The organism is Psychrobacillus sp. Z16_25 (assembly GCF_056856695.1).
The window spans coordinates 118,695-144,165 of the sequence record NZ_JBXEOV010000001.1; the positions used below are offsets into that span (position 1 = coordinate 118,695).

General features: G+C 40.6%; 24 protein-coding genes. All 24 read left to right on the top strand.

The features are described from left to right. Positions 1-25: 25 nt before the first annotated feature. Positions 26-586, top strand: a complete 561-nt coding sequence (gene lepB / locus AC1VU3_RS00565) for a signal peptidase I (RefSeq protein ID WP_480388215.1) — start codon at positions 26-28, stop codon at positions 584-586. 115 nt (positions 587-701) lie between these two features. Beyond that, positions 702-1,556, top strand: a complete 855-nt coding sequence (ylqF, locus tag AC1VU3_RS00570; protein ID WP_480388216.1) for a ribosome biogenesis GTPase YlqF — start codon at positions 702-704, stop codon at positions 1,554-1,556. A gap of 103 nt (positions 1,557-1,659) precedes the next feature. Beyond that, entirely contained in the window at positions 1,660-2,439 is a 780-nt protein-coding gene (locus AC1VU3_RS00575; RefSeq protein WP_480388217.1) for a ribonuclease HII, read from the top strand. Then, complete coding sequence (locus AC1VU3_RS00580) at positions 2,436-4,235, top strand: hypothetical protein (protein WP_480388218.1); 1,800 nt, start codon at positions 2,436-2,438, stop codon at positions 4,233-4,235. Before AC1VU3_RS00575 ends, AC1VU3_RS00580 begins: the two co-directional genes overlap by 4 nt. After that, complete coding sequence (locus tag AC1VU3_RS00585; protein WP_480388219.1) at positions 4,232-4,513, top strand: EscU/YscU/HrcU family type III secretion system export apparatus switch protein; 282 nt, start codon at positions 4,232-4,234, stop codon at positions 4,511-4,513. Before AC1VU3_RS00580 ends, AC1VU3_RS00585 begins: the two co-directional genes overlap by 4 nt. 769 nt (positions 4,514-5,282) lie before the next feature. After that, complete coding sequence (sucC, locus tag AC1VU3_RS00590; RefSeq protein ID WP_482982450.1) at positions 5,283-6,443, top strand: ADP-forming succinate--CoA ligase subunit beta; 1,161 nt, start codon at positions 5,283-5,285, stop codon at positions 6,441-6,443. A gap of 18 nt (positions 6,444-6,461) precedes the next feature. Further along, positions 6,462-7,364 (top strand): succinate--CoA ligase subunit alpha, encoded by a 903-nt coding sequence (gene sucD / locus AC1VU3_RS00595; protein ID WP_482982451.1) that lies wholly within the window; start codon positions 6,462-6,464, stop codon positions 7,362-7,364. Between the two features lie 171 nt (positions 7,365-7,535). After that, positions 7,536-8,420, top strand: coding sequence for a DNA-processing protein DprA (dprA, locus tag AC1VU3_RS00600; protein WP_482982452.1), 885 nt, complete (start codon positions 7,536-7,538; stop codon positions 8,418-8,420). Between the two features lie 113 nt (positions 8,421-8,533). Continuing rightward, positions 8,534-10,621: a type I DNA topoisomerase gene (gene topA / locus AC1VU3_RS00605; RefSeq protein ID WP_482982453.1), complete on the top strand. Its 2,088-nt coding sequence runs from the start codon at positions 8,534-8,536 to the stop codon at positions 10,619-10,621. A gap of 17 nt (positions 10,622-10,638) precedes the next feature. Further along, positions 10,639-11,949 (top strand): FADH(2)-oxidizing methylenetetrahydrofolate--tRNA-(uracil(54)-C(5))-methyltransferase TrmFO, encoded by a 1,311-nt coding sequence (gene trmFO / locus AC1VU3_RS00610; RefSeq protein WP_480388224.1) that lies wholly within the window; start codon positions 10,639-10,641, stop codon positions 11,947-11,949. A gap of 70 nt (positions 11,950-12,019) precedes the next feature. Further along, a complete protein-coding gene (gene xerC, locus AC1VU3_RS00615) occupies positions 12,020-12,913 on the top strand; it encodes a tyrosine recombinase XerC (protein WP_480388225.1) in 894 nt (297 codons plus the stop codon). Between the two features lie 20 nt (positions 12,914-12,933). Continuing rightward, the gene (gene hslV / locus AC1VU3_RS00620) at positions 12,934-13,494 is read left to right on the top strand and encodes an ATP-dependent protease subunit HslV (RefSeq protein WP_480388226.1); all 561 of its coding nucleotides are present in this window, start codon (positions 12,934-12,936) and stop codon (positions 13,492-13,494) included. After that, entirely contained in the window at positions 13,481-14,872 is a 1,392-nt protein-coding gene (gene hslU / locus AC1VU3_RS00625) for an HslU--HslV peptidase ATPase subunit (RefSeq protein WP_480388415.1), read from the top strand. Before hslV ends, hslU begins: the two co-directional genes overlap by 14 nt. Positions 14,873-14,955: 83 nt before the next feature. Beyond that, a complete protein-coding gene (gene codY / locus AC1VU3_RS00630; protein WP_480388227.1) occupies positions 14,956-15,735 on the top strand; it encodes a GTP-sensing pleiotropic transcriptional regulator CodY in 780 nt (259 codons plus the stop codon). Between the two features lie 1,552 nt (positions 15,736-17,287). Then, a complete protein-coding gene (gene flgB, locus AC1VU3_RS00635; protein ID WP_480388228.1) occupies positions 17,288-17,680 on the top strand; it encodes a flagellar basal body rod protein FlgB in 393 nt (130 codons plus the stop codon). A gap of 2 nt (positions 17,681-17,682) precedes the next feature. After that, positions 17,683-18,147, top strand: coding sequence for a flagellar basal body rod protein FlgC (gene flgC / locus AC1VU3_RS00640; RefSeq protein WP_480388229.1), 465 nt, complete (start codon positions 17,683-17,685; stop codon positions 18,145-18,147). A gap of 19 nt (positions 18,148-18,166) precedes the next feature. Further along, positions 18,167-18,469, top strand: coding sequence for a flagellar hook-basal body complex protein FliE (fliE, locus tag AC1VU3_RS00645; protein ID WP_480388230.1), 303 nt, complete (start codon positions 18,167-18,169; stop codon positions 18,467-18,469). A gap of 57 nt (positions 18,470-18,526) precedes the next feature. Then, positions 18,527-20,119 carry a flagellar basal-body MS-ring/collar protein FliF gene (fliF, locus tag AC1VU3_RS00650; protein WP_482982454.1) on the top strand — a complete coding sequence of 531 codons (1,593 nt, stop codon included), beginning with the start codon at positions 18,527-18,529 and terminating at the stop codon, positions 20,117-20,119. Between the two features lie 13 nt (positions 20,120-20,132). Continuing rightward, positions 20,133-21,146, top strand: coding sequence for a flagellar motor switch protein FliG (gene fliG, locus AC1VU3_RS00655; RefSeq protein WP_480388232.1), 1,014 nt, complete (start codon positions 20,133-20,135; stop codon positions 21,144-21,146). Next, the gene (fliH, locus tag AC1VU3_RS00660) at positions 21,139-21,909 is read left to right on the top strand and encodes a flagellar assembly protein FliH (RefSeq protein ID WP_482982455.1); all 771 of its coding nucleotides are present in this window, start codon (positions 21,139-21,141) and stop codon (positions 21,907-21,909) included. Before fliG ends, fliH begins: the two co-directional genes overlap by 8 nt. A gap of 5 nt (positions 21,910-21,914) precedes the next feature. Next, on the top strand, positions 21,915-23,237 hold the full coding sequence (fliI, locus tag AC1VU3_RS00665) for a flagellar protein export ATPase FliI (RefSeq protein WP_482982456.1): 1,323 nt from the start codon (positions 21,915-21,917) through the stop codon (positions 23,235-23,237). After that, positions 23,237-23,686: a flagellar export protein FliJ gene (gene fliJ / locus AC1VU3_RS00670; RefSeq protein ID WP_480388235.1), complete on the top strand. Its 450-nt coding sequence runs from the start codon at positions 23,237-23,239 to the stop codon at positions 23,684-23,686. The genes fliI and fliJ overlap by 1 nt, the downstream gene beginning before the upstream one ends. A gap of 7 nt (positions 23,687-23,693) precedes the next feature. After that, positions 23,694-24,290, top strand: coding sequence for a MotE family protein (locus AC1VU3_RS00675; protein ID WP_480388236.1), 597 nt, complete (start codon positions 23,694-23,696; stop codon positions 24,288-24,290). 31 nt (positions 24,291-24,321) lie between these two features. Further along, a complete protein-coding gene (locus AC1VU3_RS00680) occupies positions 24,322-25,470 on the top strand; it encodes a flagellar hook-length control protein FliK (RefSeq protein WP_480388237.1) in 1,149 nt (382 codons plus the stop codon). Position 25,471 lies beyond the last annotated feature (1 nt).

Genomic DNA, 25,471 nt, shown 5'->3' on the forward strand with positions numbered 1-25,471 from the left:
GATAGTAACTAAAGGGGGCAAGTAAATGGAACAAGTAAAAAAAGAGAAAAATGAATTATGGGAATGGTCAAAAGCATTGCTGATTGCATTTGGGTTAGCTGCGATAATTCGCCTCTTTTTATTTACCCCTATCGTAGTAGACGGAGAATCCATGATGCCTACATTAGAGAATGGGGATCGGATGGTCGTTAATAAGATAGGATATAAGATAGGAGAGCCTGATAGATTTGATATCGTTGTTTTCCATGCACCAGAGCAAAAAAATTATATCAAACGTGTAATTGGTCTTCCAGGAGATCATATCGAGTATAAAAACGATCAGCTTTTTATCAATGGTAAGCCTGTTGATGAGCCATACCTTGACCAATACAAAAAAGAAATAGATGAAGGAACACTTACAGAGGACTTTACGCTTGAAGAAAAGGTGAACATGGAAGAGATTCCAGAAGGCTATGTGTTTGTTATGGGCGATAACCGTCGCTATAGTAAGGACAGCCGTCTAATAGGTCTCATTGCAATCGATGAGATTATTGGAAGCACGAACTTTGTATTCTGGCCAATTGAAGATTTTGGCACAGTTAAATAATTAGAGTGTAAGGGACGCTTGGCACAGCTTCAAGCGTTCAATGAAAATAAATGACGAAACTACTGACAAACTTAGTATCGCTAAGTTTGTTGTTTGTTTAAGAGGAGGGGCACGGGTGACAATTCAATGGTTTCCAGGACATATGGCAAAGGCAAGAAGAGAGGTTACGGAAAACCTCAAGCTAGTTGATATCATTTTTGAGCTAGTTGATGCTCGCTTACCACTTTCCTCTAGAAATCCGATGATTGACGATGTCATCAATCAAAAGACACGCTTGCTCATTTTAAACAAGATGGATATGGCGGATGATATGCAAACAAAGAAATGGATTGCCTATTTCGAGGAGAAGGGCCTGCCTACGGTTGCAGTAAACTCTTTGGAGGGAAAAGGTCTCCAAACTATTTTTAAGGCTGCTAAAGAGCTTCTAAAGCCGAAATGGGACCGTATGAAGGATAGAGGCATGAAGCCAAGGGCAATTAGGGCAATGATAGTAGGAATTCCAAATGTAGGGAAATCAACGCTTATCAACCGATTTGCCAAGAAAAACATTGCCAAGACGGGGAATACACCAGGGGTGACGAAGCGTCAGCAATGGATCAAGGTAGAAAAAGAAATAGAATTGCTAGACACTCCAGGTATACTTTGGCCGAAGTTCGAGGATCCGGAGGCAGGCTATAAGCTGGCACTTACCGGTGCTATCAAGGATGCTGTCGTAAACATGGAGGACCTAGCAGTATATGGCCTACGCTTCCTTGCTTCTCACTATCCAAATCGCATGAAAGAAAGATATGGTATTGAAGCGGTAAGTGAGGACTTGGTAGAAACGTTCGATCATATCGGCAAGCTGAGAAGATGCTATGCTGGTGGCGGCGAAATAGATTATGACCAAGTGGCGGAGTTAATTGTCAGAGATATACGAAGCCAGCATTTGGGTCGACTGACATTTGATTTTGTGGAAGATAATGCTTGACTTAGGGGTGTCCAAAAAGGGCACCCCTTTTCCATCGTTTCTCTCTATTTTGGAGGAAATCAACCGATACATAAAATAAGCAATTAGATAAAGTGGTGAAAAAATGAACATTCAAGAGATAAAAAGTAAACTAGCAATGACACAAACTATGGAGCCATGGATAGAGGAGTTAGAACGGGATCAAAGAGCGGGTGTCCAAAAGCTGCTGGTAAGCTGGAAAAAGAAGCAGGAGCAGCTACTAGAGGTTAAGCGCCAGCATGAAGAAAAAGTACGCTTTGATCGAAGCTTTACGAAGAGTCCGTTAGACCTAGTAGCAGGGGTGGATGAGGCTGGACGTGGACCGTTAGCCGGTCCAGTAGTAACAGCAGCAGTGGTTCTCGGAGAAAACACAGACGCCTTGATAGGTTTAAATGACTCGAAGCAGATTTCAAAGGAGAAAAGAGAAGAACTAGCGAAAATAATAAAAGATACGGCACTGAGCTACTCCATTCATTTTCAATCTGTTGAAAATATCGATCGATTAAATATTTATGAAGCAACGAGGCTATCCATGATGGAAGCAGTAAACGCCTTGGAAGCAAGGCCACAGGTTGTGCTAGTAGATGCTATGAAGCTACCAATTGATATAGAGACACATTCTATTATCAAGGGAGACGCCCAGAGCTTAGCGATTGCCGCTGCTTCTATCCTAGCTAAGACGGCAAGAGATGCGTATATGGAAAAGTTACATGAGGAGTATCCACAGTATTTATTCCACCAGCATGCGGGTTATGGAACAAAGGAGCATGTGAATAAAATCATGGAATATGGTCCTTCTATCCATCATCGGAAAACATTTGAGCCAATTAAATCACTACTACAAAAGAGCGAGGTGAATGTATGAGCTATTCTTCCTTTTCGACGATTACCGGAAACCAGCCTTCTGCTATCCAACCAAATGGTCCGATGGCAATGAAGGAAGGACAGGTTGTGCATGGGACGATTAAGCAGCTCTTTCCAAACCAAACGGCGGAGGTGCAAATCGGTGGTCAAAAAGTAATTGCCAAGCTGGAAGCACCCTTAAAAGCAGGAGACGCTCATTTTTTTCAAGTGACAAAAGGAGCGCCGGAGCTTCAATTAAAGGTAGTGACAGGGCCGCTTGAACAAGGGAAGGGAATTGTTCAACAGGCTCAGCAGCTGATTCAGGCGATGGGGCTGAATAAATCAATGGAGCTTCAGGCTGCAGCCCAATTTTTCTTAAAAGAACAACTGCCGATTTCGAAGGAAATCCTGCTTCAGGCTGAGCAGCTAATGAAAAACCTTCCACAAGGAGCCTCTCTGAAGGCGGGACTTGAAGCAATCCAAAAAATGATGGAGCTCAAGCTACCTTTAACGGAGCAGATGCTGCAGACACTGGTAAGCGGTAAATCTACGAAAGGGATGCTGCCTTTGATTCAGCAGCTAAACAATGCAATTCAACAGGATAATAGCATCCCTGCTGTCATGAAACATACGATGCAGGACAGCTTAGTAAGACTGCAGGAGCCATTTCGATTTCCTCAGGCAGGGGCTTTATTAGGAAATCAGCTTGCTACCATGCTGGATGAGCAAACACCTGTTGCAGACAGACTGCAGATTATGCAGGCCTTGAAAGAGGCAGGGATTCTTCCGAGCAATTCGACGTTGAACTCTGTAGTGCTTGGAGAAGGAGCTGCTATTAAGGGGACGGCTGGGGAAGTGCTGCAAACAAAGAACGTGGAATTCGTTCGGAGCTGGGTGGAGAATCAATCGCTTCTTACCTCTTCCCAAAAAGAGACGCTATTAGCCTCGCTTAAGGGAGATAGTAACAATATACAGCAGCAATTAATCAAAGCCTTTTCGGCCCTTAGTCAACAAGCGATCTTTGAGAAAGATGAAGCTGGGTTTACGCCGAAGGACCATCTTTTGAGTTTGCTTGGTAAAGGGGAAACAAGAGAAGCGATGCAGCAGTCGCTAACTCAAATCGCTCAGTTAGGTAGAACGCAAGCATTTTCTGCAGGGAACCAAGCTGCGGAGCAATTGATCGTGCAGCAATTAGATGGGAAAGCAATGGAGCATGCGATGAAGGAGGTGCTTCGTTCGCTTGGATTTAGCTACGAAGGGAAGCTTTCAGGAGCCGGCGATAACGTAAGGCAGTTATCTGCCCAGCTTAAGCCGCAGCTAGTCGAATTACTGCAACAGCCACAAATCTCTTCTGCAATAAGAGAGATAGCGGAGGGTTTATTGCATCGAATGAACGGTCTTCAGCTTCTTTCTGCCGAAAACGGGGCACAGCATCAGCTTCTCATGCAGCTGCCATTAGAGTTAATGGGAAAGAAAATGGATGCAACATTAGAATGGAATGGAAGGATGAAAGAGGATGGGAAAATCGACTCCGACTATGCCCGTATCTTGTTTTATTTGCAGCTGGAATCTTTACAGGAAACTGTTGTTGATATGCAAGTGCAAAATAGAGTGGTGACGATTACGTTATTTAACGAGCTTCCTCAATTACAAGCCATGGTGGACCCACTAAAGGATCAGTTGAAGGCAGGGCTCGCTAGCCTTGATTACAAGCTATCAGGTGTCTTCGTGAAAGGTTTTCAAGAACAGCAGCTATCCTCCAAATGGAAGCAAAAATCAGTTGGGTTAGAAAACCAGGGAGTCGATATACGAATATGAGTGACGAAAAATTCAAACGAAAAGAAGCGGTCGCCTTAACCTATAAGCCAGGCGTAGATGCTCCCACAGTAGTTGCAAAGGGCAAGGGAAAAATAGCCGAAAACATTCTAGCGAAGGCAAGCGAGCACCAAGTCCCTATCCAGGAGGATCCCAGTTTGGTCGAGCTACTGGGAGGCCTAGATATCAATCAATCCATCCCGGAGGAGCTCTACCAGGCAGTAGCGGAGGTATTTGCTTTTATCTATCGCGTCGACAAAGGATTATCAGATCGGAAGTGAGCTCCCTGGGAATAGGGAGCTTTTATTTGTTGTTACTTCTAAAGGGGGGCGATTCCAATATGGAGTGGCAAGTCGACCGAGAGTAAAGCGCGTCTGAGCGAGAGTAAACTGCTCCCGAGTGAGAGTAAACAGGCTGAATGAGAATAAAAGATCCTTAACCGAGAGTAACCTCCCCGCGAGTGAGAGTAATCGACAGCTAACCGAGAGTAAATATCCCTCAAGTGAGAGTAACCGAAATTAATAGAAAGTGGGGTTGGTCGAGTGAGAGTAACTGGTGTCCGAGCGAGAGTAAACTGCTCCCGAGTGAGAGTAAACAGGCTGAATGAGAATAAAAGACCTTCAACCGAGAGTAACCTCCCCGCGAGTGAGAGTAACTGGTGTCCGAGCGAGAGTAAACTGCTCCCGACCGAGAGTAAACAGGCTGAATGAGAATAAAAGACCTTCAACTGAGAGTAACCTCCCCGCGAGTGAGAGTAATAAGTGGCTAACCGAGAGTAATCCCCCCGCGACCGAGAGTAACCGCAAGCCCCCTGAGAGTAACCGTAACCCTACCCCAACTCCACATCAACTATCCAATACCACCAATTATCCCTTCCCTAACCCAGTATATTCCAAAAGCTCTTCCGCCCCTAAAATAATCCATAATATACTATAATGTGCGAATATTCTTTGATTTGGAGAATTATCATACTTTTGTGGACAAGATGTGACAGCTCTAATACAATAATAAAGTAGTATAAATGTTTGACATTTGATGGGAGGATGTAAAATGAATATCCATGAATATCAAGGAAAACAACTCCTAAGACAGTATGGGGTAGCAGTTTCGAATGGAATTGTTGCTTTTTCTCCGGAAGAAGCAGTAAAAGCTGCAAAAGAGTTGGGCTCTAAGGTTATCGTTGTAAAAGCGCAAATTCACGCAGGTGGACGTGGAAAAGCGGGCGGAGTAAAAATCGCTAAAAATCTAGACGAAGTACGTGAATATGCGAAAGAGCTTCTAGGGAAAGTTCTTGTTACTCACCAAACTGGTCCTGAAGGTAAAGAAGTAAAGCGCTTACTTATTGAAGAAGGAAGCGACATTAAGAAGGAAAATTATGTAGGACTAGTGTTAGACCGTGCAACTTCTCGTGTGACATTAATGGGCTCTGAAGAGGGCGGAATGGACATTGAAGAAGTAGCGGCAAATACACCTGAGAAAATTTTCTACGAGGAAATTGACCCGGTTGTTGGACTTACAGGGTTCCAAGCACGTCGTATGGCTTTTAATATGAATATTCCAGCTAAGCTTGTCAACAAAGCTGCGAAATTCATGCTAGGGTTATATCAAGTGTATAAAGAAAAGGATGCGTCCATCGTAGAGATTAACCCGTTAGTAGTAACAGGTGACGACAACGTATTGGCGTTAGATGCAAAATTCAACTTCGATAGCAATGCCCTATATCGTCATAAGGACATCTTAGAATTACGTGACTATGATGAAGAGGATCCAAAGGAAATCGAAGCTTCTAAATATGATTTAAGCTATATTTCCTTAGATGGAAATATCGGCTGTATGGTTAATGGTGCCGGTCTTGCGATGGCAACTATGGACACAATCAGCTATTATGGCGGCTCGCCTGCGAACTTCCTTGACGTTGGGGGCGGTGCAACAGCAGAAAAAGTAACAGAAGCATTCAAGATTATTCTAGCTGATCCAAATGTAAAAGGTATTTTCGTAAACATTTTCGGTGGAATTATGAAATGTGACGTTATTGCAGAGGGTGTTATTACAGCAGCAAAAGAAGTAGGACTTCAAGTGCCACTAGTTGTTCGTTTAGAAGGAACGAATGTGGATCTTGGAAAGAAACTACTGAATGAATCAGGCTTAAATATTGTTGCAGCAGACTCCATGGCAGACGGTGCTCAAAAAATCGTTAATCTTGTAGGATAAGAAAGGCAGGGACATAGAATGAGCGTATATATTAATAAAGATACAAAAGTAATTGTTCAAGGAATTACGGGCTCAACTGCTCTTTTCCATACAAAACAAATGCTGGAATATGGTACAAAAATTGTTGCCGGTGTAACTCCAGGAAAAGGCGGCACAGAAGTGGAAGGCGTTCCTGTATTTAACACAGTAGCGGATGCTGTAAAAGCAACTGGCGCAAATGTTTCTGTTATCTATGTACCAGCACCATTTGCAGCTGATGCAATTATGGAAGCGGTTGATGCTGAGCTTGATATGACCATCTGTATTACTGAGCATATCCCAGTGTTAGATATGGTGAATGTAAAACGCTATATGGAAGGTAAGAAAACACGTTTAGTGGGACCAAACTGCCCAGGTGTTATCACTGCGGATGAATGTAAAATTGGTATCATGCCAGGATACATTCATACAAAAGGCCATGTTGGCGTAGTTTCACGTTCTGGTACTTTAACGTATGAGGCTGTTCATCAATTAACACAAGCGGGAATTGGCCAAACAACTGCTGTTGGTATCGGTGGAGACCCAGTAAACGGTACGAACTTCATTGATGTATTAAAAGAATTTAATGAAGATGAAGACACTTATGCAGTAGTAATGATTGGGGAAATCGGTGGTACTGCAGAAGAAGAGGCTGCTGAGTGGATCAAAGCGAACATGAAGAAGCCGGTTGTAGGATTCATCGGTGGACAAACTGCACCTCCTGGAAAGCGTATGGGTCATGCTGGAGCTATCATCTCTGGTGGACAAGGTACAGCGGAAGGAAAAATCAAAGCGATGAAGGAAGCAGGCATGAAGGTAGCTGCTACTCCATCCGTTATTGGTGAAACGTTAATTGAAGCAATTAAAGAAGCTGGAATCTACGAAGCTTGTAAAACACATTAATAGATTCTTCAAATAGGAAAACAGAGCAGCTACAAAAATAGCAGCTGCAACAAAGGGTATCCAAAGCATGAAGTATTGGATACCCTTTTTAAAAGTGACGATTCCGGTTTTCATTCATTTACTCCCACTCTTATCCCGTTTACAGGTACTTCAATATTTAGGAGGTAATCAATGGAAGAATTATATAGAAGAAACTTGTTAGCCCTACATTATGTATTCCCTGCACCTCTTCATCAAATATTTCCTCTCATCAAACTTACCGCGAATCTTTCTGAATGTAATGAAATAACTCCTAACATGATTTCCACCATCTGTCATGTTCCCTCTGCTCGAGCATCGAATATCCTAAGTCTTTGGAAGAAGTATCATATAGTCCCTCTGGAAGATATGTATCAAGCACATCAAATTACCCCTATTCTTTTTACAGATCTTCTATACCCAAAAAGTTTATTAAGCCTGTATGACCCACCCGCAGTAGTTTATATAAGAGGAAACAGTGAGATACTTAAAAATAAGAAGAAAGTCGCTATCATAGGTTCTCGAAAAGCTACCAGTTATTCCTCAGAAAGTATGAAACTTCTTCTCCCTCCTTTAATAAAAAATGATTATATTATTGTCAGTGGTCTAGCCAAGGGGGCAGATACGATGGCTCACCGAACAACCATTGAGTTATCAGGTCAAACGATTGCTGTCCTTGGGGCGGGCTTCCAGCATATATATCCGAAGGAGAATACGGAATTGGCTAGAATCATGTCGACCCATCATTTGCTGCTAACTGAATATCCCCCATATGTACCGCCTAAAAAGTGGAATTTCCCTAAGAGGAATCGAATTATTAGTGGTTTGTCACAAGGTGTCGTTATTACAGAGGCAGAGTTAAAAAGTGGTACAGTTTCTACCATGGAGCATGCGCTAGAAAATGGCAAAGAAATTTTTGCGGTACCTGGACCTATTTTTTCTCCTCTGTCATTAGGACCAAATCACTTGATTCTAGAAGGGGCAAAGCCAATTTGGGATGGGAATCAAATACTAGAAGAATTAGAAAATATAAAATAAAAAAATGGATAAGAAATGAAAAGTCTTGCATTTCTCGAAAAACTGTTATACATTTTGCAACAGGTATTTGTTTTGAGTATGAAGCGAGTTACCTTCTATAAGGAGGCAAATCTATGTCAGATTATTTAGTGATAGTGGAATCACCTGCAAAAGCAAAAACAATAGAAAGATATCTTGGGAAGAAGTATAAAGTAAAAGCTTCAATCGGTCATATTATCGACCTCCCTAAAAGCCAAATGGCTGTTGATGTAGAAAATAACTATGAGCCTAGATATATTACAATTCGAGGAAAAGGTCCGATTCTTCAAGACTTAAAGAGCGCTGCTAAAAAAGCAAAAAAAGTTTATCTAGCGGCCGACCCCGATAGAGAAGGGGAAGCGATTGCTTGGCATTTGGCGAAGGCATTGAATGTAGAACTAGACTCAGATTGCCGAGTTGTTTTTAATGAGATAACGAAGGATGCGATTGTGGAATCCTTTAAGCACCCAAGACCTATTGATATGGACCTAGTAGATGCTCAGCAAGCAAGAAGAGTACTAGACCGATTGGTGGGCTATAACATTAGCCCAATCTTGTGGAAAAAAGTGAAGAAGGGTCTGTCCGCTGGTCGTGTTCAATCGGTGGCCTTGCGCTTAATTATCGATCGTGAACGTGAGATAGAACAATTTGTTCCAGAAGAGTACTGGTCCATTGAAGGGAAATTCGAAAAGGATAAAAAACCCTTTGATGCAATGTTCTTTGGAAAAGACAAGGAAAAAACAACGCTAGCAAATGAAGAAGAGGTAAATGCAGTCCTAAAGCTGATGAAAGGAAATGACTTTGAGGTAACAAACGTAGTGAAGAAGGAAAGAAAGCGTAATCCAGCCCCATCCTTTACTACCTCATCCCTTCAGCAAGAGGCAGCACGGAAGCTGAACTTTCGAGCTAGAAAGACCATGATGCTGGCACAGCAGCTTTATGAAGGAATCGACCTTGGGAAAAAAGAAGGTACTGTCGGGTTAATCACCTATATGCGTACTGACTCCACAAGGATTTCTGAAACTGCTAAGGCGGATGCCGAAAGCTTTATTCAAATGCAGTATGGACAAGAGTTCGTGGCAGTTAAGAAAGCAGATAAGAAAGCAGATAAGCAAGCAAAAAATGCTCAGGATGCGCATGAAGCAGTTAGACCGACGAGTGTTACTAGAACACCGGATTCCTTGAAAAACATCCTATCTAGGGATTTATATCGTTTATACAAGCTTATTTGGGAGCGTTTTATTGCAAGTCAGATGGCACCTGCTACCTTAGACACAGTAGCTGTGGATTTGAAAAGTGGAGATGCTATTTTCAGAGCAAACGGCTCTCAAGTAAAGTTCCCTGGTTTTATGAAGGTGTACGTAGAGGGAACGGATGACCAAAAGGATGACAAGGATAAGCTATTGCCAAAACTTGAGGTTGGAGACAAGGTGGAGGCTTTAGAGGTGTTACCTAAGCAACATTTTACACAGCCACCTCCAAGATATTCTGAGGCTAGATTAGTAAAGACGTTAGAAGAGCTAGGTATTGGTAGACCATCTACTTACGCGCCTACCTTGGATACGATCCAAAAAAGAGGATATGTGACACTAGAAGCAAAACGATTTGTTCCTACTGAGCTAGGGACCATCATCCATGAGCTAGTACTGGAGTTCTTCCCAAACATACTAAATATCGAATTCACTGCCCAAATGGAGCGGGACTTAGATAGTATTGAAGAGGGAGCAGCCCAATGGAGAGATGTTATCGACGGCTTCTATAAGGACTTTGAAAAGCATCTAAAACATGCGGATGTTGCAATGGAAAAAATTGAAATTAAAGATGAGCCGACTGGAGAGGACTGTGAACAATGTGGTTCTCCAATGGTATATAAGCTAGGCAGATATGGGAAATTTATGGCTTGCAGTAACTTCCCGGATTGCAGAAACACAAAAGCGATTGTGAAAGAAATCGGTGTCACTTGTCCAACCTGTAAGGAAGGACAGATTGTGGAGAGAAAAAGTAAGACGAAGCGCGTCTTCTTTGGCTGTAATCGATATCCAGATTGCGATTTCGTTTCTTGGGATAAGCCAATCAATAGACCGTGTCCTAAGTGTAATGAAATGCTCGTAGAGAAAAAGCTGAAAAAAGGAATACAAATACAATGTGTTGCGTGTGACTATAAAGAAGATCCGCAAAGTTAGGAAAGAAGGATTCTAATATGACTGAAATCGTAAATGTAATTGGTGCTGGTTTGGCAGGAAGTGAAGCGGCATGGCAGATTGCGAATCGCGGTGTAAAGGTTCGCTTATATGAAATGCGTCCAGTGAAACAAACGCCAGCCCACCATACAGATAAATTCGCTGAATTAGTTTGTTCGAATTCACTTAGAGCAAATAATCTAACAAACGCTGTAGGGGTCATAAAAGAAGAAATGCGTATGCTTAATTCTTTGATTATCCAGTCAGCTGATAATAGCAGCGTACCAGCGGGTGGGGCATTGGCAGTTGATCGTCATGATTTTGCAGGTCGTGTGACAGAAGCAATTCGAAATCACCCAAATATTGAAATTGTGAATGAAGAAGTAACTGAAATACCAGAAGGAATAACGGTAATCGCAACTGGTCCACTTACTTCTCCTGCATTAGCAGAGAAGGTAAAAGAAATCACTGGGCAGGATTATCTTTATTTCTATGATGCTGCTGCGCCAATCGTAGAAAAAGACAGCATTGATATGGATAAGGTATACTTAAAATCTCGTTATGATAAAGGCGAAGCCGCTTATTTGAACTGTCCAATGACAGAAGAGGAGTTTAATCGTTTTTATGATGCGCTCATAGCTGCAGAGGTTGTGCCATTAAAGGAATTTGAGAAAGAGATTTATTTCGAAGGATGCATGCCTGTTGAGGTAATGGCTGCTAGAGGTAGAAAGACATTATTGTTTGGTCCGATGAAGCCAGTTGGATTAGAAGATCCGAAAACAGGTAAAAGACCTTATGCTGTTGTACAACTACGTCAAGATGATGCTGCTGGAACTCTTTATAATATCGTTGGATTCCAAACGCATTTAAAATGGGGACCACAAAAAGAAGTTCTTCGCCTAATCCCTGGGCTTGAAAACGTAGAAATTGTACGATACGGGGTAATGCATAGAAATACGTTTATCAATTCTCCTTATGTATTAAAGCCGACTTATCAGTTGAAGGAAGAACAACGAATCTTCTTTGCAGGACAAATGACTGGTGTGGAAGGATATGTAGAGTCCGCTGGAAGTGGTCTATTAGCTGGTATTAACGCTGCTAAGCTTGCGAAGGGCGAGGAGCTTGTTGTATTCCCGAGTGAAACGGCGTTAGGAAGTATGGCGAGATATATTACGGAAGCTAATCCGAAGAACTTTCAGCCGATGAACATCAACTTTGGTTTATTTCCAGAGCTTCAACCGAAAGTGAGAGACAAAAAAGAGCGCACAGAACAACTAGCAAATAGAGCGTTGACAACAATTCGAAATTTTATGAAAAATACGTCAATATAATTGATTTTGGCCTCTTAAAAGTTGTATACTTTGAGAGGCCTTTATATTGGTTGTATAGGAGCTGGTTATAATGATCGGGACGGAAGAATTACACGCTTTTATTACGCATATACAGTTGGAAAAAAATTATTCAAGCTTGACTGTACGAGAATATCAAAAGGATATTGGTAATTTTATGAACTTTCTCGAACAAGAGGGCGTAAGCGACTTAAATGATGTAGAATATATTCATGCACGACTTTTTGTCACAAAATTATATGAACAGCAATTGGCACGAACTACAATTTCCAGAAAGATATCCGCTATTCGGTCCTTTTATAAATATTTAAACAAGGAATATAACATACGAGATGATGCATTTCAGAGTCTTTATCATCCCAAGAAAGAGGAGAGGCTTCCTCAGTTTTTTTATGAAGAGGAATTGGATGTTTTATTTGAAAAAAATAAAGGAACAGATCCTTTATCTATTCGAAACATCGCAATTCTGGAGATACTATACGCTACCGGTATTCGAGTGAGCGAACTTATTTCCATTGAATGCAGTCATATAGATAGTAGCTACGGAGTAATTCTTGTTATGGGAAAAGGTAGGAAAGAAAGGTACATACCTGTGGGTGACTATGCGCTTGGTGCGGTAGAAGAATACACAAAAACAAGCAGACCTAAACTTATGAAGAACAAGTCTCATTCCTATTTATTTGTCAATCATAGGGGAGAACCACTGACCACAGATGGAGTAAGGTATATTTTAAACAGCATGATGAAGAAAGCTGCCTTACATAACTCCATTCACCCTCATATGTTACGACATACCTTTGCTACACATTTATTAAATAATGGAGCAGATCTACGAAGTGTGCAGGAGCTTTTGGGCCATGCACATTTATCATCTACGCAGGTATATACACATGTAACAAAAGAGCATTTAAGAAAAACTTATATGAACGCCCATCCGAGGGCTTAAAAGTAGGAGGGAAAGAGTTTATGAGTCAAATTCATGCAACTACTATATTTGCGGTACAACATCGAGGTTCTTGTGCAATGGCAGGAGATGGTCAAGTAACACTTGGCAATCAAGTAGTGATGAAGCACACGGCTAAAAAGGTGAGAAGGCTATTTAATGGCCAAGTGGTGGCAGGATTTGCAGGTTCGGTAGCTGATGCTTTTACCCTTTTTGAAATGTTTGAAGGTAAGCTACTAGAGTATAATGGGAATCTTCAAAGAGCAGCAGTAGAGTTAGCTAAGCAGTGGCGAGGAGACAAAATGCTTCGTCAGCTGGAGGCGATGCTACTCGTGATGGACAAAGATCATTTATTACTAATAGCAGGAACCGGTGAGGTTATAGAACCGGATGATGGTGTACTTGCAATCGGGTCTGGTGGGAACTATGCTTTGGCTGCAGGAAGAGCCTTGAAGAAGTTTGCCGGAGATACGTTGACGGCGAAGGAGATAGCTGAGGCGGCATTAAACACGGCCGCTGATATTTGTGTATTTACAAACCATCAAATTATTGTGGAGGTAATAGGTGAAAATGAAAGAAACTAACTTAACTCCTAAACAAATAACTGAGCACCTAAATAAATATATTGTTGGTCAAGAGTCTGCAAAAAAATCAGTAGCTGTTGCATTACGTAATCGTTATAGAAGACAGTTGCTAGACGAGGAAATAAGAATGGAGGTAATACCAAAGAACATTCTTATGATTGGTCCAACAGGAGTTGGGAAAACAGAAATTGCGAGAAGAATTGCCAAGCTAACGAAAGCCCCATTTGTAAAAGTGGAAGCAACGAAATTTACAGAGGTTGGCTATGTAGGTAGAGATGTCGAGTCTATGGTAAGAGATTTGGTGGAGGCTGCTGTCCGTATTGTAAAAGAAGAGAAGATGGAAGAAGTCAAGGATCAGGCCGAACGACTTGCTAATGATGCGATTGTGAAACTATTAGTTCCATCTCTGAAAAAGAAGAATTCTGGACAAAATCCGTTTGAAGCCCTTTTTGGAGGGAAAATGGAGGATGAAGCCTCAGAAAATGATGATGTAGAGATACGTATAAAACGCTCGCAAATTGCCGAGGATTTAAGAGACGGCAAATTAGAAAATGAAATCATCACGGTAGAGGTAACAGAGCAAGCCCCTTCTATCTTTGACGCTTTGCAAGGTGGCGGGATGGAAAGCATGGGAATGAACATGCAAGACGCTTTATCTAGCCTAATGCCTAAAAAGAAGAAGAAAAGAAAAATGAAGGTGAAGGATGCTCGTAAAATTTTGACTCAAGAAGAGGCTAGCAAGCTAATTGATAATGATGAGCTCTCCCAAATCGCAATTGAGCGGACAGAGCAATCTGGGATTATCTTTATTGATGAAATGGATAAAATCGCAAGTAAAAGTGGTGGAAGCTCGGCAGATGTTTCAAGAGAGGGCGTACAAAGAGATATTCTGCCAATAGTAGAGGGGTCTACTATTACTACTAAATATGGTGCTGTCAAAACAGATTATATTTTATTTATTGCAGCTGGAGCCTTCCATATGTCAAAGCCGTCTGATTTAATTCCAGAGCTGCAAGGACGCTTTCCAATCAGAGTGGAACTCGAAAAGTTGACACAGGAGGACTTTGTTCGGATCTTGAAAGAGCCACATCATTCTCTTATTAAGCAATATGAGGCGTTGCTAGAAACAGAAGGGGTTTCAATCTCCTTCACTGAGGAAGCAATCGAACGTATTGGAGACATAGCTTATCAGGTCAATCAGGAGACGGATAATATAGGAGCGAGAAGGCTTCATACCATCCTCGAAAAAATATTGGAAGAGCTGTCCTATGAAGCTTCTGACATATCTCCAGCACAAATCCAGATAACCCCTGCATATATAGACTCTAAACTTGACAATATTGTGAAAAACAAAGACTTATCGCAATTTATACTGTAAGATATGAATGTTATTAGAATCGGAAACAATTAAAAAACTTTTGAATTTTGAAAAAATGAAAAACTATATGGAGGACTATACACATGAATCTTTTGGAAAAAACTCGTAAAATTAACTCGATGCTACAAGCATCTGCTGGGAAGCCAGTAAACTTTAAAGAAATGGCAGCTACTCTAAGCGCTATCATTGAATGTAATGTATTTATCGTTAGCAGAAAAGGGAAGCTTCTAGGTCATGAAGTACATCAACAAATTGAAAATGACCGTATGATTAAAATGATGGAAGAGCGTCAATTCCCAGAAGAATATACGCAAAACCTTTTCCAAATTAATGAAACATCCTCTAACCTAGATGTATACAGTGAGCATTCTGTATTCCCAGTAGAGAACAGAGACCTATTTAAAGATGGTCTTACAACAATCGTTCCAATCATCGGTGGTGGAGAGCGCCTAGGTACACTTATTCTTGGACGTCTTAAAGCGGAATTTGGCGAAGATGATTTAATCCTTGCTGAATACGGAGCTACAGTTGTAGGAATGGAAATCCTTCGTGAAAAAGCGGAAGAAATCGAAGGTGAAGCAAGAAGCAAAGCTGTGGTGCAAATGGCGATTAACTCACTTTCTTATAGTGAGCTTGAAGCAATTGAGCATATCTTTGAAGAATTAGATGGAAATGAAGGCTTGCTTGTAGCTTCTAAAATCGCTGATCGCGTTGGAATTACTCGCTCAGTAATCGTAAATGCACTTCGTAAGCTAGAAAGTGCAGGGGTTATCGAGTCTCGTTCGTTAGGAATGAAAGGAACTTATATCAAAGTGTTAAACGATAAGTTCTTAGCAGAGCTTGCACAACTTAAATTACGCTAATAGCATTGACTACGGTAAAACTTTTTATTTGCTATAAGTGAAGAAAAATACCTCAAGAGCATACCGAGGGCACTGAAAACTGTAGTCTTTTTATAATCGATTCATATCTAGAAAAAATAAGGCCCTTTTTGTTCTTTTTTGAACAGAAAGGGTCTTATTTCTATATCTGTCCTTGTATTGCCATGCCAAATAAACCCACTGACTTGGCTGTTTTATACCCATGTGGATTCTTGATTTCACTATTTTTCGCCTCTATTTTATAGCTTTTCTTCGCTATTAGCTTGAAAGCCTCTGTCTCTTGAAATTCCGCTTGTTCCTAATGGAACGTGGACTTGATAGTAACCGAATAAGACTGACTTGCTTTTGGCACCTTCTTTATAACAACCTTCTCTAATAGGGCAAACTTTACATTTTTCAATATAAAATAGAAAGTGATTTGCTGGTTCTTAGCTTAATTTTTCTTTCCGGTACGCGCTTGTTTGATTGCCATATATCCCGCCGGCAAACAAACAAGCCTGCGCATCCTTGTTAAAATCAAACTCTCTCTTCCGTTGTCCGTTGCCATTGGTGATGGCGAGATGCAATGGGGATATCAGTTGAAGTCCTTAAGACTTTACGTGCAGTAAATTATCTTTATCTGAATAGCTGTATCCAAATATTCGAGAAGGTGGACATCTGATAGGTCTTGAATTGCTTTTAGTAGTAGTTATTTAAACATCCGAATCCGCCACAATGGAAATTAAAGATTTAAAAAAGCGAGTATGTGAAAGATTCTCCCCTACATCCTCGCTTCAAGTATTAATGAAATTTTTCAGTGCCCTCGAGCATACCTAGAGGTATTTTATATTATCTACCTCGAAAGTATCTCCCCTTAAAAAATACCTTCGAATACTGCATATGTGCTTGTAAGATATCTTGAACAAATGCACTAACTCCAACCTCTACCTATAAACAATCTTCTTAAGAATAAGTATCAGGACTAACCTTGCTAAAGCAATCTATTGCATATAAATAGACTGTCCAAGAATAAATCTATCCTTTACAGGAGTAATTTGTCATAATCAACGACAAAACTAGATTAACTGTAATTTGTCCTTTCTTGAAGAGATTTCACTAGTTCATCTCAAGTTGAATGACCGCAAATTTTAAGACTAGTTAGTGATAAAATAATTTTTTTTTCTGTTTCTTTTAGCGTTAGTACCCACATAGGTATAATACGTAATTAATCTAGTGGTTTCATAATATCGACAGCCAATGATTGTGAGTTACCTAGACCAATAAAACTAGTCGAATAAAACAGAATAAAAGAGAAAATATTTTTATAGGGACTTAATTAAAGGTAAAAAAATACATATATGTATGAAATGTGACTACTTTCGACAAAAATGGTAATAATGATGAATTTTTATTATAAAAAAGGGAAGAAAGTACTATGAAAATTCAAAAAATATAATAGACACTAAGTTATATATTCATTACAATTATAATATTATGATTTTGATAGAATATTACTAAATTACAGTATAGAAAAATAATTAGGGGTGAGTGAAAAATGACTTTTTTTGGAGGGACTATAAATAATTTAGAACGAGCTTTAGACTTTTCTGCTGTGAAGCATAAGACAATTGCTCAGAATATAGCGAATGTTGACACGCCGAATTACAAGGCGAGGGATGTGGATTTTCAGCAATATTTGACAGAGGCGAAAAGTATGTCTATTTCAGCATACCGTACAGACAAGAAGCACTATAATTTTTCGGCGAACGCAGGTCAATCGGAGGTGTTTGATTACTCAAGCTTCCAATACAATAGTAACGGCAATGGAGTGGACATGGATAAAGAACAGGCAAACCTTGCGACAAACCAGCTATATTATAATGCCTTAATTGACCGAATGAGCGGGAAGTTAAATACACTTCAAAATGTAATCAAGGGAGGAAGATAATCATGTCAATCTTTCATGGGATGAATACAACTGCCTCTGCCCTTACTGCACAGAGACTTCGAATGGATGTCATTTCATCTAACATGGCCAATGCTGAGACAACAAGGGCCAAAATGGTGGATGGAGAATGGCAGGCTTATAGAAGAAAGTCGGTTACCCTGCAGCCGTTAGAAAATGGTCGTTTTTCTAGCTTCTTAAATGTAGCGATGGGAGCTGGGGGTAAGAATGGAGCAGGTAGCGGTGTTAAGGTGACAAATGTAAAAGAAGACACAGAGACGCCATTTAAACTTGTCTATGATCCAACACATTTAGACGCTAATGAAGATGGTTATGTTGAAATGCCTAATGTTGACCCGTTAAGAGAAATGGTCGATTTAATATCTGCCACAAGGTCGTACGAGGCAAATGTTACAGTGTTCAATGCGAACAAAGCAATGATGTCGAAAGCGCTTGAAATAGGAAAATAGAAAGAAGGGTAATATATAAATGGCAATCGAATCAGTTTCTATGTTTCAGACTTCCCCGATTAATACGCTCGCTGCTCCTAAGAGTAGCCCAGCAGAAGCACAACAAAATTTTGGTGAGATGCTTAAAGGTGCGATTGATTCAGTAAACTCATCCCAGCAAGCATCGGATATAGCGACAGAGAAATTAATTAATGGTGGAGATATAGAATTACACGATGTAATGATTGCTTCTCAAAAGGCTAGCATTACATTAAATACTACACTCGAAATACGTAATAAAGTTGTAGAAGCATATCAAGAAATCATGCGAATGCAGGTGTAAGCTCTCGGTTATTAGTGAATGAAAAGCCGAAATATTCAACGTAGCCGGAGGAAAAATATGAATGAACGAATAACAAACATCACTCAAAATTTAACTGGCTTTTGGAAAAGTAGAACAAAAGCACAAAAGGGTACCATTATAGGGAGCATTGTTGCGATTATCCTTGCTGCAGCAGCTCTGACCTATTTTATGAGTAGAACTACCTTTATTCCCCTCTACTCGGAAGCTTCTCCAGCAGAAATAGGACGGATTAAAGAAACATTAGATGCTCAAGGAGTACCGAATGAAATAGGTCCTGGTGGAACATCCATCTTAGTTCCTGATGGACAGGCAGAAGCATTGCTTGTACAAATGGCAGCAGAAGGGTTTCCTCAATCTGGCATGATCGATTATAGCTTTTTCTCGCAAAATGCTGGCTTTGGAATGACTGATAATGAATTTAATGTATTAAAGCTTGCCTCCATGCAAACGGAGCTTGCCAATCTTATAAAAAGTGTAGAAGGCGTGAAGGATGCCAAGGTAATGATTACTTTGCCAGAAGAAGGAGTATTCCTTACACAAAGCAACCAAACAGCTAGTGCATCCATCGTATTAAACACAGCACCAGGATACCAATTCACTGAATCACAAATTAATTCTCTTTATAATTTAGTGGCGAAATCTGTACCGAACTTATCAACGAACGATATTGTGATTATGAATCAGTATTCCGAGTATTACGACTTAAACCAAGCAGGTAATGGCACAGGAGGTTCTCTTGTTACAGACCAAATGACATTGAAGAAAACAATTGAAAGAGATCTTCAACGGCAGGTGCAAACAATGCTTGGTACTTTAATGGGACAAGACAAGGTTGTTGTATCTGTTACAACAGATATTGATTTTAAGAAAGAAAATCGTGAAGAAAATCTAGTGGAGCCGGTGGACCAAGATAGTATGTCTGGGATTCAACTAAGTGCTCAGCGGATATCGGAAACTTTTACTGGAAACAATCCGATAGCTGGTGGTACTCCTCAATCGGAGGATCCAACAGATAACTCTACTAGTTATTTAGAAGGTTCTAATGCAAATGGTGATTATGAACGGACAGAAGAAACGATTAACAATGAAGTTAACAGAATAAGAAAAGAAATTGTGGAAAGCCCATATAAAATCAGGGACATCGGTATCCAAGTGATGGTTGAACCACCAAACCCTGAGGATGTTAACTCTCTTTCTAATGGAGTTCAAGAGGATATCGAGCAAATTCTTGCAACGATTATTCGTACTTCCATTGATAAAGGGGCAGTAGCCGAACTAACAGAGGAACAAGTACAGGATAAAATAGTTGTTTCTGTTCAACCGTTTAACGGAAAAAATTCTCTCACTGCAGAGACCAGCCAAACGATTCCTTGGTGGGTTTTCGTTATCGGAGCAATCTTACTTGCAGCAATCATCCTATTAGTATTCTTTATCATCCGCTCTAAAAGAAGAGAGGCTCAAGAGGATGAATTCGTATTTGAAGAGCAAATGGAAGAGATAAAGATTGAGGACATAAACAATGAAAAAGAAACAGAGGCTACATTGAGACGGAAACAATTAGAAAGAATGGCGAAGGACAAGCCAGAAGACTTTGCGAAATTGTTGCGTACTTGGATAGCTGAGGATTAATGGGGGAATGGTCATGACTAAGAAGGAGAAAGGGCTAACTGGTAAGCAAAAAGCGGCTCTTCTATTGATTTCATTGGGACCAGAAGTATCAGCTTCCATCTATAAGCATTTAAATGAGGAAGAAATTGAACGGTTGACCCTTGAAATATCTGGTGTGAAAAGAGTAGAGCCAGAGGTGAAAGAGGATATTATTGAAGAGTTTCATCATATCGCTTTAGCTCAGGACTATATTTCACAGGGTGGCATTGGTTATGCCAAAACAGTTCTGGAAAAAGCGCTTGGAAGTGAGCACGCCCAGGCGATTATTAATCGACTGACATCGTCGTTGCAAGTAAAACCTTTCGATTTTGCTAGAAGAGCGGAACCAACTCAATTATTTAACTTTATTCAAAACGAACATCCACAAACAATTGCGCTGATACTATCTTATTTAGAGCCACAGCAGGCAGGAGTGATTTTATCCTCGCTGCCTCAGGATGTGCAAGCGGATATAGCGAGAAGAATCGCAACCATGGATTCTACTTCTCCGGAGGTAATTAGCGAGATTGAATCCATTCTAGAAAGAAAGCTGTCTTCTACTGTTACGCAAGACTTCACAGAGACAGGCGGTGTAGACGCAGTAGTCGAAGTGTTAAATGGAGTAGATCGTACAACAGAGAAGACTATCTTAGACGCACTAGAAATTCAAGATCCTGAGCTAGCGGAAGAGATTAAGAAGCGTATGTTTGTATTCGAAGATATCGTTACACTCGACAATCGCTCTATTCAACGAGTTATTCGAGATTGTGAAAATGAGGATCTTATCTTGTCCATGAAGGTTTCAAGTGACGAAGTGAAAGAAATTATTTTCCGAAACATGTCTACTAGAATGGCAGAGACATTTAAAGAGGAAATGGAGATTATGGGACCAGTTCGTCTACGAGATGTTGAAGAAGCACAAACTAGAATTGTTTCAGTGATTAGAAGATTGGAAGACGCCGGAGAGATTATCATTGCTCGCGGTGGAGGAGATGACATCATTGTCTAAGATTTTCCGAAATGCACAGCTCAGGACTCAAACAGAGCAGGCAAAGCAAATTCAGATAAAAAATCTTTCTCTAACTCTGCCTAATGATGAAAAGGATGAGAACAATAGGGAGAATTTATTTAGAGAAAGAGAAAGAAGGAACGATAAGCAAGAAGGTTTGCTAGCGAAACGCGAGCAAAAGTTATTAGAGGAAGAAGCTGCTGCAAGAGCAAGGATACAAGCGGAAAAAGAAAGCTGGGAATCAGAAAAGCTTGCTCTACAGCATGAGGCGTATGAGGAAGGCTTTACACAAGGTGTAGAAGAAGGCCGAGCAAAAGGATATGCTGAGCTACAAGAGACCCTTCAGCAAACGAATATGGTGTTGAACGAGGCTTATCAAAATGCTGCAGCTTATGTACAAGAGCAGGAGCACGTAATTCTAGAGCTGGCTATTCGTACAGCGGAAAGAATACTGGGTGAAAAGCTGGAAGATAACGCTGATTATTTCTTATCAGTAGTAAGAAGAGGTCTCAAGGAAGCTAGAGAGATGAAAGAAATAAAATTATATGTTTCTATGAACTATTTCTCCCTTATTTCTAGCAATAGAGAGGAATTAGCAGCAATTTTCCCAGTAGATGTTCCTTTTATGATTTTTGTGGATGAAGAAATGAATGAGACAGATTGTTATATAGAAACAAATCGTGGAAGAATCGTAGTAAGCGTCGATGAACAGTTAAAGGAATTACGTAGGAAACTGGTAGACATCTTAGAGAGTATGGAGTGAATGTGATGAAAGCGAAAGAGTTGATCCAACAAGTTTCGAATATACCAACCTTTAAAAAATTTGGTCGCGTCAGCCGTGTTGTTGGATTAATGATTGAGTCACAAGGACCTGAGTGCTCAGTTGGTGATGTTTGCAAAATTCATATTCAATCCCCCAAGAATGGTCACTCTGAACTTCTTGCAGAAGTAGTTGGTTTTCGAGAGGAAGTAGTAGTCTTAATGCCATATACCAACATTCGAGAGATTTCAACAGGATGTCTAGTAGAGGGTACAGGCAGTCCGTTAGAGGTAAGAGTCGGTCCGGAGCTAATAGGAAAGGTCTTAGACTCCATGGGAAATCCAATCGATGGATCTACCCTCCCAAAAGGTCTAAGTACTGTTGGAACTGAGGAGGATCCACCTAATCCGCTCACCAGGCCGCCAATTCATGAGCAGATAGAGGTTGGCGTAAAGGCAATTGATGGCATGCTTACTGTCGGTAAAGGACAGCGTGTAGGTATCTTTGCGGGCTCAGGGGTAGGTAAGAGTACACTTCTTGGGATGATTGCCAGAAATACAAATGCAGATTTAAATGTCATTGCACTCATTGGAGAACGTGGCAGAGAGGTACGAGAGTTTATTGAACGAGACTTAGGTAAAGAAGGGCTGGAAAGAACGATTGTTGTTGCTGCTACGTCAGACCAGCCGGCTCTCATGCGAATAAAAGGAGCATTTACTGCAACGGCGATAGCCGAGTACTTCCGTGACAAAGGGTTAAATGTCATGCTTATGATGGATTCAGTAACGCGAGTTGCAATGGCTCAACGAGAAATAGGGCTAGCAGTTGGAGAGCCGCCGGCAACGAGAGGATATACCCCTTCCGTTTTCGCAATCTTACCAAAGCTCTTAGAAAGAACCGGTACAAACCAGCAAGGAACCATCACGGCCTTTTATACAGTGCTAGTGGATGGGGATGATATGAATGAACCTATTGCGGATACGGTGCGAGGGATACTAGATGGTCATATCGTGTTAGATAGAGCACTTGCGAACAAAGGGCAATTCCCAGCGATAAACGTATTAAAAAGCATAAGTCGTCTAATGAATCACATTTCAGATGAACAGCATGTAAAAGCTGCTGAACGATTAAGAGAGCTATATTTTACTTATCAAAAATCAGAGGATCTTATTAATATTGGTGCATATAAACGTGGTACATCAAAAGAAATAGATGAAGCAATTCAATACGAGCCAATCATTACAGCCTTCTTAAAGCAAAGTTACCTGGATAAGGTTTCATTCAAGGAAAGTGTTCGTGAATTAGTAACTTTATCTGGTGGAGGTTCATAATGGTTACGTTTCATTACAAATTTTCAAAGGTTTTAACTGTCAAAGAGCAAGAAAAGTCTGATACAGAAATTGCTTATAAGGAATCTGTAAACATCTTTGAACAGGTTGCAACAGAGCTATATACTCTCTTAAAAAAAAGAGAGGATACATTAGATCAACAAAATAGTCACCTGAGTAACGGGCTATCCGTAGATGGAATCCACCATTATGCTCATTACTTGGATGCTCTTCAAAGGAGAATAGAAGTTCTTCAGCAGGAAGTAATTCAGGCGAGAGCCAAAATGAACTGGTATGAGGAGCGATTGTTAGAGAAATCTCTAGAAGTAAGAAAGTTTGAAAAGATAAGAGAAAAAGACTTGGAAAGCTTCCAGATAGAACAAAATAGACAAGAATCCTTATTCTTGGATGAGATATCCTCGTTAAAGTTTCAAAACAAAGAGATTAGGTGAGTAAACCATGGCTAAACCAACCAAAACAACTAAAGGTGTACAAGTGAATAACTCTAAACCTAACAAGATAGGCAAGGGGAAAATGTTTTTCCACTTCTTTTTTATCCCTTTCTTATTTGCTTTAGCTCTCCTGTTAGGCTTTGCTCAACTTACCAATGTAAATATTTTCGAAAAGGCGAAGGAGCTAACTAGTCTTAACGAAGATGGGACAGCTAAAGAGGAGATAAAAAATGAACGGCTTGAGCAACGAGTAGTGTCATTGCAGTCCGATATTCAAGAGAAAGAAGTACAAATCGACCAGCTTCAGCGTCAAATGGAACAGTCAGAGCAATCGAAAGAAGAACTTTTGTTAGAGCAAGAGAGATTGCTTGATGAAATCGAAAGTTTGCAAAGACAAAAGGAAGGTGCAAAGAGAGAATTTGCAGAAGTGGTGACAACCTTTGAAAACATGTCTGCAAAAACTGCAGCACCAGTCATTACAAAAATGAGCGATGCAGAAGCTCTTCGAATTTTGACTTCCTTAAATCCAGAGACGGTAGCGAAAATATACGAAAAAATGTCTCCAGAAGATGCGGCGAAATATATAGAGTTAATGTCTCAGTAATAAACAGAATACTTGAAGGGAGGTGAAAAAAATGAATATTACACCGGTTATGCCGAAAATGGCTTCCATCCAACTTACGAAACAGCCCGGTAACATGCAAGCGTTTGGTCAAGTGTTTGGTCAAGTGTTTGGTCAGATGCTAACAAATCCAGCTTCCGAATCCCTTACAGAACAAGCTTCAGGAATGGAAGATCTTCTTGCGCTATTAAATCTAACGTCATTAGAGGAGATAGAAGAAATGGTCGGAGAGCCTGTAAGTCAGGACGAGCTACACGCACTCTTCACTGATTTAGTCGGGGAAAAATCTCTAGAGAAAGAAACAGATATGTGGGGCTTTATAGAAGGATTGCTAATGCAGGATCCAGCAATAAGGGAGGCTATTTTAACTTCTGTTCAATCAGGGCAGCCAAAGAAAGATTTGGCTATTCAACTGGTTGGGCAACTAAAGATGGTAGAAATGATAGGCAAAAAATCTGACTTAACCTTAAAGCAAGAATCCGTTTTATTTGATATAAGCCAATTATTAGGTTCTATTAAGGAAGGGTTAGCAAACTCAGGAAAGACAGAGGGTTTTCCAGCGTATCAATCAATGAAAGCAATTAACTCGAATCTGCATTTCACAAAAATCCTTTCCCAGCCAATCACTTCGGATACAGTGGTAGAGGCGAAGGAAACAATGGCAACTCAAGGGCAGCTACCTAATCTTACACAGCCGAAGGTAGAGACAGGCACGATTGTTCTGCCGTTCAATAAGCCTGCTCAATCAGAGGAATTGGCAAAAGAGCTTCAAAAAATCATGAATAGAGTGCAATTTGGTCAGTCTGGTGGAGCTAATCGTTTAGTACTAAAGCTATATCCAGAGCAACTTGGAACAGTGCGCATTGAACTAATCCAGAAGGACGGGATGCTGACTGCAAAAATGCTTGCTAGCACGCCACTCGGTAAAGAATTGCTTGATACCAATGCTTCGCAGCTTCGAAATGGTTTGCTTAGTCAAAATATTCAGGTTGAAAAGCTTGAGGTCAGTTTGGCTCTTCAGGATACTGCTCGTCAAGATCGTCAGCAGAGTTTCGATGGATCCTTTAAGCAACAGCAGCAATCACAGGAACAAGAAAAACAGGATAATAAGGAAGAGGTTCCACTATCATTCCAAGATTTACTAGATGGATTGGAGGTATAAC